General features: G+C 44.6%; 9 protein-coding genes. 7 read left to right on the top strand and 2 right to left on the bottom strand.

The window, feature by feature from the left end:
- Positions 1 to 39: 39 nt before the first annotated feature.
- From ACHZCY_RS07500 to ACHZCY_RS07470, 7 genes are all read left to right on the top strand, one after another.
- The gene (locus tag ACHZCY_RS07500) at positions 40 to 2,454 is read left to right on the top strand and encodes a Lon protease family protein (protein WP_319548416.1); all 2,415 of its coding nucleotides are present in this window, start codon (positions 40 to 42) and stop codon (positions 2,452 to 2,454) included.
- Between the two features lie 193 nt (positions 2,455 to 2,647).
- On the top strand, positions 2,648 to 3,601 hold the full coding sequence (locus tag ACHZCY_RS07495; protein ID WP_319548415.1) for a DMT family transporter: 954 nt from the start codon (positions 2,648 to 2,650) through the stop codon (positions 3,599 to 3,601).
- A 16-nt stretch (positions 3,602 to 3,617) separates the two neighbouring features.
- On the top strand, positions 3,618 to 4,682 hold the full coding sequence (gene ada / locus ACHZCY_RS07490) for a bifunctional DNA-binding transcriptional regulator/O6-methylguanine-DNA methyltransferase Ada (protein WP_319548414.1): 1,065 nt from the start codon (positions 3,618 to 3,620) through the stop codon (positions 4,680 to 4,682).
- An 80-nt stretch (positions 4,683 to 4,762) separates the two neighbouring features.
- On the top strand, positions 4,763 to 5,185 hold the full coding sequence (locus ACHZCY_RS07485; RefSeq protein ID WP_319548413.1) for a GNAT family N-acetyltransferase: 423 nt from the start codon (positions 4,763 to 4,765) through the stop codon (positions 5,183 to 5,185).
- A 286-nt stretch (positions 5,186 to 5,471) separates the two neighbouring features.
- On the top strand, positions 5,472 to 6,575 hold the full coding sequence (locus ACHZCY_RS07480) for a GGDEF domain-containing protein (RefSeq protein WP_319548412.1): 1,104 nt from the start codon (positions 5,472 to 5,474) through the stop codon (positions 6,573 to 6,575).
- 699 nt (positions 6,576 to 7,274) lie between these two features.
- On the top strand, positions 7,275 to 9,104 hold the full coding sequence (gene ggt, locus ACHZCY_RS07475; RefSeq protein WP_319548411.1) for a gamma-glutamyltransferase: 1,830 nt from the start codon (positions 7,275 to 7,277) through the stop codon (positions 9,102 to 9,104).
- 74 nt (positions 9,105 to 9,178) lie between these two features.
- Positions 9,179 to 9,319, top strand: a complete 141-nt coding sequence (locus ACHZCY_RS07470) for a PocR ligand-binding domain-containing protein (protein ID WP_394713373.1) — start codon at positions 9,179 to 9,181, stop codon at positions 9,317 to 9,319.
- Positions 9,320 to 9,372: 53 nt separating this feature from the next.
- Here ACHZCY_RS07470 and ACHZCY_RS07465 read toward each other — a convergent pair whose 3' ends face one another.
- Together ACHZCY_RS07465 and ACHZCY_RS07460 are read right to left on the bottom strand one after the other, a co-directional pair.
- Positions 9,373 to 12,405 carry a PAS domain S-box protein gene (locus ACHZCY_RS07465; RefSeq protein WP_319548410.1) on the bottom strand — a complete coding sequence of 1,011 codons (3,033 nt, stop codon included), beginning with the start codon at positions 12,403 to 12,405 and terminating at the stop codon, positions 9,373 to 9,375.
- A gap of 1,320 nt (positions 12,406 to 13,725) precedes the next feature.
- Positions 13,726 to 17,511, bottom strand: coding sequence for a PAS domain S-box protein (locus ACHZCY_RS07460; RefSeq protein WP_319548409.1), 3,786 nt, complete (start codon positions 17,509 to 17,511; stop codon positions 13,726 to 13,728).
- Positions 17,512 to 18,005 lie beyond the last annotated feature (494 nt).

Below are 18,005 nucleotides of genomic sequence, written 5' to 3'. Positions count from 1 at the left end.
CGGAAAGCGTTTTTTTATCATCTTATCATTATACTGCCTATGTCGATCTCGAATCTGTCCGTTGATGAACTCCGTCTCACCGTTAATCCCGACGCGCTTGGGTTTGCCGACACCTCGGAACTGCTGGGACAATCGCTGCCTTGGATTGGACAGGAACGTGCTGAAAACGCCGCGCGCTTCGGGCTGGAAATGGAACAGGCGGATTATAACCTGTTCGTACTGGGTGAGGTCGGTAGTGGCCGCTCTTCGCTTCTCCAACAGGCTATGCAGGAGGTAGCCTCAAAAAGACCGACTCCGCCAGACTTGTGCTACTTGCATAATTTCGACACGCCGAAACATCCCTGCGCGGTACGCCTGCCCGCAGGGCAGGGTCGTTTGCTCCGCCAATACATGGACCGCATGATGAAGAATCTGTTGACGGAAATACCGCTTCAGCTTGATGGCCCAGATTTTAAGGTGGAAAGCGAGCGGATAGAAAAATCCTACAATGAGGAAGAATCCAAGGCCTTTGCTGAACTTGAAACCTTTGGCGAAGCTCGTCATTTCAGGATGCACCGCGAAGCCAATCAGATACTCTTCACCCTGCACGGTAAGAAGGGGCATGCCATGACCGAGAATGAAATGCTTGCCTTGCCCAAGGGGCGACGTACCGCTATCGTAAAGGCAGAGCAGGAACTGCTCGCCGAAATCAATCGTTATTTCGAGAAAACCCGTCCTTTGGAACGGACGAAGAATGAGGCCCTTGCTGCCTTGGGTCGTCAGGTGGTCAAACCGCTGCTGGAGAGCGAGTTGCAAAAAATTCGAACTGCACTGGAGATCAATGATTCCGCCAAGCTCGACGTCTATCTGGATCAGGTTATGGGCGACCTGCTCGACAATCTGGAATTATTCAAAGCGTCTGAAACCGATGATGAGCTGCGCACAGAAACGTTAAACAAGGTGCTGTCTCACTATCAGGTTAATTTGGTGGTGGACAATCACGGCTTGGATGGAGCGCCGGTTATCGTTGAAGACAATCCCGTGTTTCGTTCACTGTTCGGCAGCATTGAGTACCAAACCGAGAGCGACGTGCTGGTAACGGGATTTTCCCGTATCCACGCAGGTAGCCTGCACAAAGCTCATGGAGGCTTTCTGATGCTCCATCTTCGTGATCTGCTCACAGACCCTCTGGTGTGGGAAAAACTGCGACGTTTTTTTCGCAGCGGACGCCTCCAGATTGAGGAGCCAGGCACCGCCTTTGCTCCGATAGCGGCTGTTTCGCTTGTGCCCGAAGCGGTTGACGCCACCGTAAAGGTCGTTCTGATCGGCTCGCGCGAGCTCTATTATGAATTACAAGAGGGTGATCTCGAATTTGCTCGCCGTTTCCGGGTGAAGGTGGACTTTGCCGGCCGATTTGCCGCCAACGATGATACGCGTCGCGCTTCGGCAATCTTTGTTGCGCATACCTGTCAAAAACTGGACCTGCCCCATTTCTCAGCAGCTGCGGTCGCGCGTCTGTTGGAACAGGGCCATCGCGAAGTAGAAGACCGCTCACGCCAAAGTGCCATCTTTGGCCGCACCAAGGCGCTGGTAATGGAAAGTGCCGTCCTGTGCCGGAAACAAGACGCTTGCCTGGTCGAGGCGAGTGATGTCGATGCGGCTCTGGCTGCACGCAAACTGCGTCATGATTACCCTGAGCAGCGTATGCTGGAAGCCATCGTCGAAGGCGAGGTGCTGATTTCCCTGCATGGAAGTCAGGTCGGTCGGCTTAACGCCTTGACCGTCGCGGACTCGGGGGATCATTGCTTCGGTTTCCCCATGCGGGTCACTGCGCGGACCTATGCGGGTGAAGATGGGCTGATGAACATCGAGCGCGAGGTGGAGATGTCCGGTCCTGTCCACGACAAGGGGGTGCTCATCCTCCAAAACTATCTGTCAGCGCTGTTTGCACGCAACGCCCCTCTGGCCCTCAATGCTTCTCTTGTTTTTGAGCAGGAATACAGCGGCATCGAAGGCGATTCCGCCTCCTGTGCCGAATTGTATGCCTTACTCTCGTCGTTGTCCGGATTGCCGCTCAAGCAGGGCATAGCGGTGACCGGTGCACTCAATCAGCACGGCGATGTACTCCCGGTGGGCGGGATCAATGAAAAGATCGAAGGTTATTTCAAGGTCTGCGCCGCTGCCGGACTGGACGGCAGTCAGGGCGTGCTGATGCCGCATCGAAATCGTCGCCACTTGATGCTCGATCACCAGATACTCGAAGCTGTGGGCCAGGGGTTGTTTCATATTCATGCGGTAGAGCATGTCTCCGACGGACTGGAACTGCTCACCGGAGTAGTGGCGGGCTGCGCAAACAAAAACGGCATCTTTCCACGCGGCAGCGCGTTGAGCCATGCCCAGAGAACCCTGCTGGCTTATCGAAAGGCTTGTCGGGACTCGCAACACGGCAAGACGGTGGACAAGCATTCGTCTTGAGCATGGTACTACGAAGAGGTGTTCGGGGAGCGATCAATCTAGAGCTACGAAATAGTAAGATCAGGCTGTTCCTGTTCGCCGAATATACGCTGAGTGACTTTTTAGAATTACATAGCAAGAATCTGAGTGTTTCTTTTTATGCGGATTGTATCATGTTTCTCCAATCGAAATAAGTATCCAAGGGAAAAAGCACATGCAATCCACTGTAAAGTCAATGAGCCCTTATGAGTGGCTACTGTTAGTCGTTTTGTCAATTTTATGGGGCGGTTCTTTTTTCTTTGTCGGGGTGGCGGTCGAAGCTCTTCCTCCGCTTACCATTGTCACTCTCCGTGTGTCTTTAGCAGCAATTGCCCTTTGGGGAGTTGTCTGCTTTTGCGGTTTGAGAGTGCCATCTGATCCCACCGTATGGCTTGCATTCATCGGTATGGGTATTTTGAACAATGTTATTCCATTTGTTTTAATCGTTTGGGGGCAGACCCATATTGCGAGTGGACTGGCCTCGATACTCAATGCAACCACGCCGTTATTTACAGTTGTTGCAGCGCATTTTCTGACCAGTGATGAAAAGATGTCCACGCTCAAGATTTTGGGCGTCATCTTTGGTCTGATAGGTGTTGTAATAATGATTGGGCAGGAAGCGTTTGGGGGACAGGGAGGCAGTATTCTCGGGCAGATCGCTGTGCTGGGGGCTGCAATTTCCTATTCTTTTGCAGGGATTTATGGACGTCGCTTCAAGCGGTTAGGCCTACAGCCTGTTGTAACTGCAACAGGACAGGTAACGGCCTCCAGTCTGCTGCTTATTCCTGTTGCCTTGTTTTATGATCATCCCTTTACGTTACCAGTTCCTGATGTTGAGGTGTGGCTGGCGATCCTTTGTTTAGCCCTGTTCTCTACAGCGCTTGCTTATATTCTTTATTTCCGCATCCTGTCAGCTGCAGGAGCTACTAATGTGCTCCTTGTTACATTGCTCGTGCCTGTCAGCGCGATAGTGCTTGGAACAGCCATTCTCGGCGAACAGCTTGAATTCAAGCATATGGTCGGTATGGGTATGATTAGTCTTGGCTTGTTGACGATAGATGGTCGTCTGTTGCAATTAATAGGTGATAGATTCCGCATTCAGCCAGTTTGCCAAAAAAAGAATGGTTAATGGATAGGGGCCCAAAATGGCCGATGCGCAATTCAGTACAGATGGTGCCAGGTGGAAAGCCGTTGTCTCTAACGATTCGAGCGCTGATGGTGCATTCTATTATGCAGTAAAAACTACGGGCGTGTATTGTCGCCCGAGCTGTACATCCAGATTACCCAACCGGGCAAATACAGAGTATTTTGCAACCTGTGCCGAGGCCGAAGCGGCAGGTTATCGAGCATGCAAAAGGTGTAGACCCACGGAAACGTCAAAGGTCGAGGGTCTTGAGCAGAAGATCATTCATGCATGCAGGATTATAGAAGAAAGTGAAAAATTTCTCCCATTAGACAAATTAGCAATGCTCGTAAATTTGAGCCCTTATCATTTCCATCGACTTTTCAAAAAGATAGTTGGTGTGACTCCAAAGCAATATGCTGCCAGGCATCAATCACTGCGTTTTCAAAAAAATCTCAAAACAAGTCCATCTATTACTGATGCGATTTATTCCGCTGGATATGGTTCCAGTGGCAGCGCCTATGATAAGAAACGAGACCAATTAGCAATGAAGCCTACGGTCTATCGCAAAGGAGCCGCAGGAGTACTGATAACCTATGGAATTGCTCCGTGTTTTCTCGGGTGGATAATTGTTGCCGCAACTGACCGAGGAATCTGCGCGATTGAGTTTGGAGACAATGCAGACATGCTTCCAGAACTGATTCAGGCGCGATTTCCAAATGCTCAGTTCAACAGGGATGATGTCGAATTTAAGGCGCTGGTTAACGACGTTGTCGATTTTATAGAATCACCAGAAGATACGTTTCAACTGCCTCTTGATATTCAAGGAACAGCTTTTCAACAACAGGTCTGGGAAGTCCTAAGAGAGATAAAACCGGGCGAAACAAAGAGCTATACCGATGTAGCTGCGCGTATTGGCAAACCAAACGCGGTCCGGGCTGTAGCATCTGCATGTGCTTCAAACAAACTAGCAGTAGCTATCCCATGCCACAGGGTTGTATCGAAATCTGGAACAACGGGTGGGTATCGATGGGGAAAGGAACGTAAGAAAAGACTGCTTGCATGTGAACAAGAGTCAACCGGGTAAATAGGGATGCTCTAGGGCTTATGCATAAGCAGTCTATTGTGCTGAACAGTTACTAACGTAGAACATTTAAGGAAAGTCAAATGCAACTCATCGTAAAAAATGATTGTTCCGGAGTCGAATGGGAAGCTGTCGCAGCAACGTTGCAACTCGCAGGTATGGCATTTCATGACCCTGATAAACACCGGAGAGCCTTTGAAGCCAGCTATGCGGTCGTTTTCCTGTACGACAGCGGAAAACTGATAGGATTTGGGAGAGCTATTTCAGACGGAGAGTATCAAGCAGCAATCTACGATTGTGCAGTTACTCCAAGCTATCAAGGCAAAGGGCTGGGAAGGGTGATTATGGAGAATCTTCATGCCGGTATCGCCCATTGCAACATCATTTTGTATGCATCCCCGGGAAAAGAAGGATTCTATGAAAAATACCATTTTCGAAGAATGAAAACCGGTATGGCGTTGTTTACTGACCGGGATGCGAAAAAAGAGAAGGGGTTCACCGAATAAGCTCTTCGACTTCGTCGAGGTAGCAATCATATACCTATGATAGTTCCATAACCCGGACTCCCGGGGAAGAGGGAGCAGGCATGCTTCCCATGATGTTTCGCCTTACGTATATATACATCTGGCCCCCTGTGGTGTATAATGATGGAATTCTAATTGTTTCGCTGTGGCGGGACTGGTATTGTTAGATTCTTATGTGTTAAATGAACGGAGGCCGTAGTAGCTGGGTATCCTGCTGTTGCTGTCCAATTTTGTTGTTTTTATTCATCGACTGCAGGTGGTCTTGGGTATGGAATCATTTGAATGGGGAGCGCAATTTGTTTTAGGCATTGCTGATGTCGATGAGCAGCATCAGTGCCTAGTGGCTATTATAAACAGGTTCGGAGAGGCCGTGACTGAAAATGTGCTTGATGAAAAGTTCGTCAGTGGCATTCTGGAAGAACTTGCTGAGTACGCTCAGACTCATTTTGCATGCGAAGAAAAGTTGATGCATGGACATAATGTTGATCCCAGACATGTTACGCCTCATGTTGTTGAGCACCATGATTTTTTCGTTGATGTTGCTGGTTTTACCAATTCGATTACTCCAGGCAACCAGAAAGGATATCGATCGCTGTTTGAATACCTTGTCCATTGGCTTGCTTACCACATACTGGGAACAGACCGCGACATGGCTCTTCAGATCGCTAACATTGAAGAGGGAGGCGATCCAGCACAAGCGTATAATAAAGAAAAACGAGCTGTCAGCAAGTCGACAGAACCATTGCTAACCGCTTTAAATGGTCTTTTTGCTCTTGTTTCTGAGCGAAATAAAGCGCTTTCCCAATTAAATCAAACATTGGAAATACGGGTAGCAGAACAAACGCGTGACCTGCTGAAAGCCAATGAAGCACTGGAACACATATCTATTACAGATCCTTTGACCCAGCTCCCCAACAGACGATTTGCCATGAGGCAGCTGCGCTTGTTGTGGGACGAAGCGCTTTCGAACCATCAGCCGTTGGCCTGTCTTATGATAGATGCTGATGGTTTTAAGACTATTAATGATACGTATGGCCATGATGCCGGTGATCATGTTCTCCAGCAGCTTGCCAACGAATTACGTGACGCTGTGCGAAGTGATGATATTGTGTGCAGATTGGGAGGTGACGAATTTTTTGCCATTTGCCCCAATACCGATCTCGATGGGGGGCTGCATGTTGCCAATCAGATTAGGAGGAAGGTAGCTGCGCTTAAGGTCCCAGCCGGCAAGGGCTATTGGGCTGGATCTGTCAGTATAGGTGTTGCCGTAAAACGCGCTGAAATGAAAGACATTGAGGCACTTATAAAAGCTGCTGATGAGGGTGTCTATATTGCCAAAAAAGATGGAAGGAATTGCGTCAGGACAAGGTAATGAAGAAGGCGTGCCACTTTTTTTATTGATATCCCCTCGCAGGGAGGCGAAAAAAAAACGTGTTGTACGCGTTTTGTTCGGTCAAGATCGAAGAGATTATTGTTGCATATTTGAATTTGGTGCATCTTTAATCGGAAAATATGGGGTTACGATTAAAGGTAGCTTTCAACGAAGAGCTAAAAGTTGTCACTCTACCCCGAGCTGTAACTGTTCAGTAGTGTTTGATGCATCCTGCTAATGCTATGCTTTTTTTGTCTCATTGTACGTTGAGGTAAGCATAGATTCCGTGGGTTGCCTGTGAGTTACACCTGTTCAACTGTAAGGAGGTCGCATGTTCCAGTGTATTCTCCGATTAACCACTTTGCCTCAACCCTTTCCGCCCGTAAAGCCTGACTCGCTTATCCCCGATTTGAGCCCTGTTTCGGGGGCCGATCCTTTTTCATATAAAAAACAATATGACCTAAATCCTGCAATTGCCAAGTTTGCCGAAGGTGCGAGGCTGCGTACACGCAGACGTACTGTAGTACTTCAAGTGTTCGCAAACAAAGCAGATTCGGTAAAATCGAAATGCAAGATTTAGGTATGACCTTGTTTAACCGATGCTACCCATCAGGCAAAGCAGGATAGTATCACAATCAACGCTCATGAACCCCTTTTAATCAACACATTTTGCAGCATTCAACCCATGGAGGCAGACATATGTTTATGCGAAAAATGATGGTTGCAGTTGGATTAATAGGTTTTTTAACGACACCTGTATTTGCGGTAGAAGAGGCAGAACTCCCTGTAGCCGTTTACAAATCAAAGGAAATGATTGTAACCGCCAATCCTTTGGCAACTGCTGCCGGTGAGGAGATACTGAAAAAAGGCGGTACCGCTGTCGATGCCATGATCGTTGCGCAAACAGTTTTAGGACTGGTAGAGCCGCAGTCAAGTGGAATTGGCGGGGGGGCATTTGTTGTGTACTATGATGCAAAATCGAAAAAGCTCACCACGTTTGATGCAAGGGAAAAAGCCCCGTTGGCCGCTACGGAGAAGCGTTTCTACGATGCGGATGGAAACAAACTCAGCTGGTATACGGCATGGCAAAGTGGTCTTTCCATTGGGGTGCCAGGTGTACCAAAACTCATGGAAACCATGCATGCGAAGTATGGCAGGTTGCCCTGGCCGAGCCTCTTTCATCCTGCACAACAGTTGGCCGGCAAAGGATTTAAGTTAACAAAGCGGACCAGCTCTCAAGTTGAAGAGCTCTTGCAGAAAAACACATCTTGCCTTGATAAGGATAGAATCTATTTCCGTGATCCCGCAGCCTTTACCTATTTCGTTAATCCAGATGACTGTATCGCAAAGCCGGCAGGAACAGTAATGCAGAATAAAGAGTACGCCAACACCATGCAGCAACTGGCAAATCATGGCTCCGGCACTTTTTATCATGGGAAAATGGCCTTTGATATTGCCTCCGCTGTGCAGCGCGACTTGCGTATTCCAGGCGATATGACCATGGGAGACCTTGCTCGTTATGAAGTGGTGGAACGTGAACCGGTTTGTATGGACTATCGTGGCTACGAAGTTTGCGGGATGGGACCCCCTTCTTCAGGTGGCCTTGCCGTTGGGCAGATGCTGGGTATTCTAAGTAACTTCGATCTTGAAAGATATACAGTACATGAACCGCAAATGGTCCACCTTTTTGCACAGGCAGGTAGGCTCGCATTTGCAGATAGAAATAAGTACGTTGGCGATAGCGACTATGTAACCGTACCCATTGAAGGAATGCTTGATGAAGAATATTTGCGAGCACGCTCGTTACTCATACAATCGACTGACATGGGCAGTGCGGATCCCGGAACGCCTCCTGGATCCTTTGACCCATATGGAGCAGATCCTACCATTAAGGATAGTGGCACCAGCCACATCTCCATTGTGGATCGTTACGGTAACGCTCTGTCTATGACTACCTCTGTTGAAAGTTCGTTTGGCAGCGGGGTCATGGTAAGAGGTTTTCTGTTGAATAATCAGCTGACGGATTTTTCTTTTGCCCCAGAGGATGAAGAGGGCGTTCCCATTGCTAACCGTGTGCAACCTGGGAAAAGACCAAGAAGCTCAATGTCGCCGACCATTGTGTTGAATAGAGATGGCAAAGTAGAGCTCGTAACCGGTTCCCCGGGTGGCTCCCGTATCATAGGTTATACCGCGCAGTCCATCATCAATGTGCTTGATTTCGGTATGGATCCACAGGAAGCGATTAATGTACCTCATTACACCAACCGAAACTCTTCGTATACCCAGATTGAGGAACCAATCAGAGGTGTAACTGTGGGGTATGATGCGGTGGCTTTGGCTAAAGAGCTTAGGGATGAATTTTCCTATGACGATGTCAGGGTAGACACGTTGACAAGTGGTTTGTCAATCATTCAACGCAAAGAATTTCAATGGGAAAAGAACAGCAGCAAACAGCCGTCTTTGAACATAACAACACTGCTTATTGGCGGTGCTGATAAACGACGGGATGGGACCGTCGGTGGACGTTAATAGTACAGTATATTTTTCGGTAAACGTAAAATTACCCTTCTTTCCATTTCTCCTGCTCGATCTGGAAAGGGGGAATGGACTGGATTTACCTGGTAAAAGATGGAGTCCCCATAACCAAGCCAAGTAAATTTTGCCGTCTGTGCAAAGATATTATTCGTAAAACCGAGAAAGGTCTTCTGAACTGTTATAGCATTTCTGCTACCAGATCGATTTAGCGCTGTAATGGTGCTTATAAAAATAAGAGCTGCTGCGCCCATGACGGTTGACATTATTCTTGATTTTCGCCTTTGGCCTCATCCAGCACTTTTCGGATTGTTTGGGCAAACTCGGCTTTGTTCAGAGGTTTCATGACAAATGCAGCCACACCAATGTTTTCAGCCTCCTTTTTAGATAATTTTGCACTATACCCAGTGCATATAATCGTTGGCATATCAGGACGGACTTTCAAAACTTCCGTGATCAAATGTTCCCCAGTCATTGCCGGCATGGTCATATCTGAAATCATCAGGTCGAATTTACCTGGATTCGTTTTGACTATTTTTAATGCCTGTAAAGGGTCGGTAGTTGATTCAGCAGTGTAGCCGAGGCTTTCTAAATGGCGTTTGCCTAATTTTGCTATCGATGGTTCATCATCTACATACAAAACCCTTTCATTTCCGGAGGCAAGAACAGTTTGCTTATCACTTTGATCTTCAGACAATCTCTCATGGATAGGTAAATAGATGGTGAAGGTTGTGCCTTGACCAAGATGGCTATCGGCAAAAATTGAACCACAATGCCGCTCAACAATACCGTGGACAACGGCCAAACCGATTCCTGTCCCCTTGCCTACTTCTTTGGTTGTAAAAAATGGATCAAATATTTTATCAAGTGTTTTTTTGTCCATCCCAATTCCATTATCACAGACCATTAGTTTGACATACTGACCGGATGCCAATGATACGTGTCTCTTCCCATCCACCGTTTCATTGGATAGATCAATAGTCAGTATCCCCCCAGAACTTGGCATGGCATCAACAGCATTATTACTCAAATTGATGAGCAATTGACTAATCTGTGTGGCATTGCCGAAGACCGAGAAAACATCTTCAGTCAGATTTTGCCGGATTGCTATATTTGCAGGAGTAGATGACCGGATCAGCTTCGTGGATTCTTTGACAACAGATCCTATATCGATAACTGTTTTAGCGGCATTGTCCCGCCTGCTGAAGGTTAAGAGCTGTTTAACCACATCCCTGGCCCGCATCCCTGCAATCCGTATTTCTTCAGTACTCTCTCGAGCAAGGCTCCACTCGGGCAAATCTTCCATAACGAGTTCATTATTGCCAATTATGATGCTTAATATATTGTTGAATTCATGGGCAATGCCGCCAGCTAAATTTCCTATAGACTCAAGTTTCTGGGACTGAAGCAATTGATTTTCGAGTTTTTTTCTCTCCGATATGTCCACATGAGTGCCGATAATTCTAATTGCTTTATTATTTTTATCAAATGTGGCATTTGCCCTGGCAAGTATATCTACCCAATGTCCCTCTTTGTGTTTCATTTTAAATTCAATTTCAAATTTATCGAGCTTCCCGTTAATAAGTTTATTTTGCAATTCCCATGAACGCTTGACATCCTCAGGTTGAGTCAGTGTTTCCCAGACTGTAAAGTCGTTAGGCAGCTCATCATCCTGATACCCCAACATTCGTTTCCACATAGGGGAATAATAAATTTCATTGGTTTCCAGATTCCAATCAAAAAGGCCGTCGTTAGCAAATTCCATGGCAAGCGCAAATCTTTCTTCACTTTCTTTTAAGGCTATTTCCGCGTTTTTCTGATCAGTAACATCGTTATAGATTGTTACAACTTCGCCGGTTGGAATCTTAAAAATATAATTTTCATAGTAGCTTGAGAAAACTTCATCCTGGTAAATTTTGACAGGAAAGTATGAAGGTTCCCCAGTCTGCCAAACTTTTTTCATAGCTGCCACCAGGCCGTAATCATCGATACCGGGCCTCAATTCAAAAAGACTCTTTCCAACAACTTGCTGCAAAGTTTTACCTTCAATTTCCAGACTTTTATTGTTGAAATTTTTAACTATATAATCAGATCCTTTTGATCCGTCATTGAGGACTTTGTAAATGGCAGCGCCACTAGTCATGTTGTCGTATAATCCCCTAAAAAGGGCTTCGTTACTCTTTAATTTTTGATTGATTTCATAATGTTCAGTAATATCCCTTGTACTGTAAATAATCTGATGGGGTGATTGGTTTTCATCCAGCAAGACCTCACCTATTGTTTCAAGCCACAAATAGTTGCCGCTTTTATGCTGATATCTATACTGTACTTTTTTTGTCCCTCCCCTTTTTAAAAAAGTTTGAAATTCGTCGATTATTCTTGATACATCGTCGGGATGGACCAAATCAATTATGTTCTTGCCGGTCATTTCATTGGCGGTATATCCTAGTGCTCTTTCGTACGAATCACTGACAAACATAAAGTTACCCTCAAGATCTGAGAGTGACACCATGTCAAACATGTGTTTTGAAATATCTTCCAACAACAGCGTTTTTTCCTTTAATGCTTCTTCTGCCTGCTTACGTTCGGAAATGTCAATCAAGCTGGCTATTGCACCATTATACTTACCAGCATTATCAAGAATCGGGGCTGTTACCAATGTTGTAAAAACTCGGGTGCCATCTTTTCTTATAAATTCAAAATCATGTTGTTCACTGACACCTTGCCGGCAGCGCGCCAATTTTTTTTTGGCAAGATATGTTCCCTCATCATCCATGAAATGGAATAGATTCTTTCCAAGCATTTCATCGCATGTACACCCTAGCATTTTGGCCACATTGTTGTTCGCGAATTGAGTATTGTCCTCTTGATCAATTACCCATATACCCTCTTGCGCCCAATTAATGAGATAACGATATTTTTTTTCGCTTTCTTGGAGCAGTTTTTCTCTGATTTTTTGTTGGGTGATATCTTGCGCCGATCCGTATAATTTGACCGTCTTGCCGTAGCTATCCAGTTTGGCTCTTCCGCATGCCCGTACATATCTTTCTTCACCGGTGTCTTGGCGTATAATTCGGTGCTCAATCTCATAATCGGAGCCTTCAGCAACCACCATATCCAAAGCTTTTTGAATATCATATAAGTCATCCGGGTGAGCCATAGGTAAGAGTTCAGGGGTTTTAAGGTGACGTTTAGAGCACCCATGTATGCGAAGCCAATTGTCTGAAAAGATCCACTTATCCTTGACGATATCCCATTCCCATCCACCAACACTTACCAATTTTTCTGTCTCTGCCATTATGGCAAACAGGGCCTCTTTGTCAAAATCATCGTGCATATTCTCTTCAGACATAGAAACACCCTTAATTTTTCTTTAAACGCAAAATCATACATGCTTGTAGGACAATTAAACTGCTGGATATTTGAATATAGCACAGTTATTTATTAGGAAACAAGCACTTGAGCCTATTGCCGGAGGTTTTCTGCAAAGGTAAAATTGTGATAGTCCTTCTTTGGTCAGTTCTTTTAACCTTGCTGGTTGTAACTTCATTACCTCCATATTCGAGAGACATTGAGGTTTCTACTGTGGAGCTACGAAGACAAAGATTATCCAAAGGCAGAGGCTTATCGTGGCAATATTAAGCCTCTAGTATTGCGACAATGGTATTGTTAAATTTCTACAGAAATAAACGAGGGTATTGGGCAGAAATGCCTGTTGATTAAAATACAGTATACCAAAATTAATTATTAACTCTGATTAAAAAAACAGAACTTAGAAATCCTTCTTTTTTTTAAACAAGGCTGGAGGATTGGAAATTGGACGTAGGGTTTGGAAAACTCATGTGTAGTAGTTCAAACCTGATGTGACAGACACTGTTCGATGACGACCCTAAGCGGTCATTATTCACTTCACCTCCTGCTGTGATAGCTGGTGGTCGGTAAGTGTTCGACTTTTCGGTAGATCAGGAGCCCCTTCAGACATTCAGCAAAGACAGGCAACATAAAGATTAAATGCAGTAAGGAGGTACGGACTTGATTGAGGAATATGAAAAGCGGCGAGTAAATATTTTATAGTAACTCGCAAATGAATTGAGCCTTAGCCAAGCTGTTAACATTTTAACAAATCGTAACTCTTGGTTTGGTTTTCAGTTGGGCACCAATTCATCTGCTATGGACTATAGTTAGATGGATCGACGCGCTCATCATCGCTGGAATTATAGGTTCTCTTATCTGACTATTGCTTTTTTTGCGGCAATTGAATAGTGCTTCTACTTGGTTTTTTCTTTGCCTTATTCTGAGCGCTGTCGCTCTGCTCAGCATGCTTGCTGGCCCCGTCATGAACCGTATGAAAATAGGTCTAACGGCTGGAGCGGTTTCAATTAGCATACTGGTTCTAAGTCTACTGCTTTTCCGTATCGGATAAAATAAGAATCTGAATTCATTTAGTAAATCATACGAGGCAGTATCAGGCGATGCTTGACTAATGTGTCATACTTTCACATTTTGTATGTGTATCCTTTGTCCCGAAATCTGAAAGGAAATCAATTCAATCTTAAAAGTGAATACCGATTAAGTTTGTCTACAAATACACTCAAACTCCAGTATAAAAAATATACATTCATTTGGATTCATCTAGTACCTTTCTGACAACTTTAGCAAGGTCTGATTTCAAAACAGGTTTCATAAGCAAGCCATTTATGCCTATTTTTTGCATATTGTCTTCTCTGATTCTCTCGCTGAAGCCAGTGCAAATGATGATGGGGATATCGGGTCTGATGGCTTTTAGTTCCTTCGCCAAGATATCACCAGCCATTTTTGGCATGGCCATATCGGATATTACCAGGTCAAATGAGTGGGATTTTTCTTTGAACAGCTCTAATGCTTCAATGCAGCTAACTCGAGATGTTACTTTGTATCCCAAACGTTCAAGCATTCGCAGTTCTAACGTTACGATGGCTTCTTCATCGTCAACCAAAAGGATTCGTTCATTCCCCCTTTCGATTGCTCCTCGATCTACAAGAGTTTGACAGGCAATCGGTTTCTCCATCAATGGCAGATAAATATCAAAAGTTGTACCTTTGCCAATCTCACTATCGACCTTTATAGCTCCTCCATGCCCCTTGACTATCCCGTGAACCACAGCCAATCCAAGACCGGTACCTTTTCCTTGTTCCTTCGTAGTAAAATAGGGATCAAAAATTTTTCCGATAAGCTCTTTTGACATTCCAGAACCAGTATCAGATACTTGCAAAACTGCATAGAATCCCGGGCCGATATCAATATCCTTGGCTTTTTCTTCATCTAGTACCGCTTGACTCAACTTAACGTTGATCTTCCCACCCGAGTCCTCAACTGCATGATATGCATTGGTAATAAGATTCATAGCAACTTGATGAAGCTGAGAAGGATCGCCTAGTATTAGACCACAGTTGGGGTCGATATCTTTATTGAGTTCAATATATGCAGGAATGGTGGATCGAGAAAGTTTAAGTACTTCCTTTAAAGTATGTTGGATGCGGGTTGGAATAAATTCTTGGCCAGGCTGACGGCTGAATGAAAGAATTTGTTTTACAAGATCACGACCTCTTTTTCCGGCTTTGAGAATGTTATTTACGTCTTCCCATTCTCTACTCTGTTGAGGCAGTTCATCTATCAACATTTCGGAATAACCAATGATCGGAGAAAGGATATTGTTAAAATCATGGGCAATCCCACCTGCAAGGTCGCCGATGGATTCCATTCTCTGCGCCTTGCGGAGCTGTTCCTCATATTTTAACTGGTCGGTTATGTCCTCTACCAATTCAATCGCTGCGGTCACCTCTCCTTTTGAATTGACAATCGGGGATGACACTATTCGAAAGTTTCTAATACCATCTGTACCTGGGGTCTCAGAAATTGACTCGTGAATTTTTCCATCCTGAAGCGTTTTGCATGTTGGGCAGCAATCACAGATAGTATCTTTTGGGGGGTGGTTTAGCACTTGATAGCATAAGGGGTTCAGCGCAGTATCAACAGCTGGAAACCAATTTCGCATCTGCTTATTGAGTTCAACAATCTCCATATCTTGGTTTATTAAAGCCACCCCTATGCCAATGTTCTCAAGCATGGATTGGTATTTTTGTTTTGATTCTAAAAGAGCCTGCTCTACCATTTGAAGTTCGGTGAGGTCAAACATCGTCGTGATGATGTGTTCCTGGCCCTCTAGTCTAATAACTTCCGCAGAGAAGAGACCTTGCCGTTTTTCCTTCTGCTTCGTAGTAAACTCGATCTTGAGGTTTCTGAAAGAACCATCTCTCCTGAGCTGTGAGACAACTTCTTCACGCTGGGTTAATCCCTTTGGCCAGAAATTTGTTTCCGCTGTTTTTCTGCCGACAAGTTCAGACTTGGTATAGCCGGTTATAGTCTCTATGCTCTCGTTACAATCTATTATGACACCATCTTTCAAGGTGGTTATTACAATTCCGGCAGGGTTGTTACGAAAGATCGCTTTAAGTTTTGCTTCACTGGACTTGAGGTGTTCTTCAGATGTGATCCGATCAGTGATGTCGGTTGCCATGACAATCACACCTGAAACAATACCGTCGGAGTCAATATAAGGGACTTTATCAGTCAGTAACCACCGGGTATCCCCCCTGGTATCAAACAGAGGTTCAATTATACCAATTTTGGATTGCTTGGACTTGATGACTTCTAGATCATCCTTCCAATATTGGTCCGCCATGTCTGGATAGATGTCCCGAGAATGTCTTCCCTCAATTTCATGTCTTGGTAAGCCTGTCAAATCAGCAACACTTTGACTTATATGAATAATATTATTTTGTGTATCTTTGAAAAAGATAAGAGAATGAATATTATCCAAAATAGCACTTTGATCATTCACTAATTTGTTTAACTTCTGCCGCTCAAGATAAACCTGAGTGATATCGTTATAGGTAACAACAATACCATAGTTTTCTATGGGAATAGGGGTCGCCGCAACGGCTAGCCACACAACGTCACCGTTAGGTTTTCTCACCCCCATTTCAACACCGGAGATTGTTCTTTTTTCTAATAATGCTGCGACACTTGGCCATTCTTCCTGAGGCATCTCAGTACCATCTGGCCGGATTATCGTCCACTCACCCCCATCTATTTTTCGTTTTTCATGGTCAGTTTTACCTATACCCAGGAGCTGTTCTGCGACTTCATTTGTTTCAACAATAGCCCCTGAGGAGTCTGAAACAGTTATACCATACGGGAATAAATGGAAAAGTGTTGCGTATTTTGAAAGTGCTTCCTCTAAGCTTGCTTTTGTCTCTTTATGGCTTGCAAGCTCTTCATGCAACGATTGGGTTCTTGAAGCCACTTGAGACCGGAGAGACCGAGACCAAAGGTAGAGTAATATTGAGATTGATACCATTACGGATAAAGCCAATAAAAAAACATTCCGAATTCGGATATTACCTCTTATTGACTCTCGTCCTGGATCATAAATGTAACTATTTAAATCATTAACATCTGGAGCCATGTTCAAGTTGCTGTATATCTCAGCAATTCTTCTCCACCGAGCAACACTTTGAGTTCCAATAGGAATATGGTCAGGGAGAATCAAAGACCTCATGGTGAGCAACTCGTAACGTAAGTGGTCTTCAGAACGATCGTTCGTGTTATAACTTTCTAAAATAATTCTAATTGATTCATCCGGGTTGTCGAATGCATACTTCCACCCTTTCAAAGAAGCTCGAATAAATCGTTCTGCAAGCTCCGGATCCTTCTTCAAGAGTGTTTTTGTGCTAAACAAACAGTCACCATAAAAATCAACACCGTAATCAATGGGCTTTATCAATTTTGGTTGATGATTCTTCTGCTTAAATATAAATGGTTCGTTTGTTTGGTATACGCTGAAAGCATCAATTGTAAGATCTGTAAAGTCCGGTGGTCCTTGGAAGGGGTTGACAAATTTGATGGTTTCCAGATTGACGCCTTCATTGATAAGCATCGCTTGAACTTCAGCCGTTCTAGGAATAATTGCCATGTACATTCTTTTTCCGGCCAGTTGTTGAGGATTGTTAATGCCAGAACTGTCCCTCACCATAATGGCGTATGGAGAATGTTGAAAAATGACCGCAGCAGATTGAACCGGAGTTCCCTTTAGATATTCTATTACCAGCTCACTTCCGGCTATTCCGAAGTCGGCATGCCCTTGCAGCACCTGATCAACGTGATTTATGCCAACCCCTCCCTCAAGAAAAGAAATATCAAGTTTTTCTTCGGCATAAAATCCTTTTTCTTGTGCAACATAGTACCCAATGAACTGGCCGCCATGATGCCATCGTAATTGAAGCGTTATTTCATCTTGGCCATAGGAATTATGTGTTAGAAATGCTTGTACAATGCACAAAATTGTCAACATTTTAATCATCATACTCTAAACTCGTATCCTATGATTATTTTTTCTGAACCAACATATGAACCACTATGATTCAGGATACCATATATCATATCTGGCATTAAGATGTATATTACCGAGTAATTTTATCACATCATCTAACTTAACCCGGATTTCTCATCAGTTCAGGCGGCGTCAGGTTCAAAGTTTTTGGCTGTGAACTATAGTTGCCTATGTTTACTGCCAAAATACTGCAGAAGATGGTGTCGCCTGAATTGACCTTTGGTGAACATTTTGAAAATTTGACATCTTTTTTGGTTAAGTCTAACCATTTACTATAAATCAGTGTTTTCGAATTTTAGAAAATATTCGTGAGAAGTGCGGGTTAAACACTTTGGCATCTCTTGGCCAGCGGAATGTGGACTTGTACATGAGTGTTGGTGTGAAGGGGAAATGGTGCATTTAGTGCAAGTATGGTGGTGGTTTTGAACCACGAACCAAGGTGTGTTGTTGGCAAAGAAAGGGATAGA

This window comes from Desulfogranum marinum (assembly GCF_963675105.2).
GTDB classification, from domain to species: Bacteria; Desulfobacterota; Desulfobulbia; order Desulfobulbales; family Desulfobulbaceae; genus Desulfogranum; species Desulfogranum marinum.
Note: the sequence above shows the minus strand (reverse complement) of the source record. Positions and strands in the feature narration are given on the sequence as shown.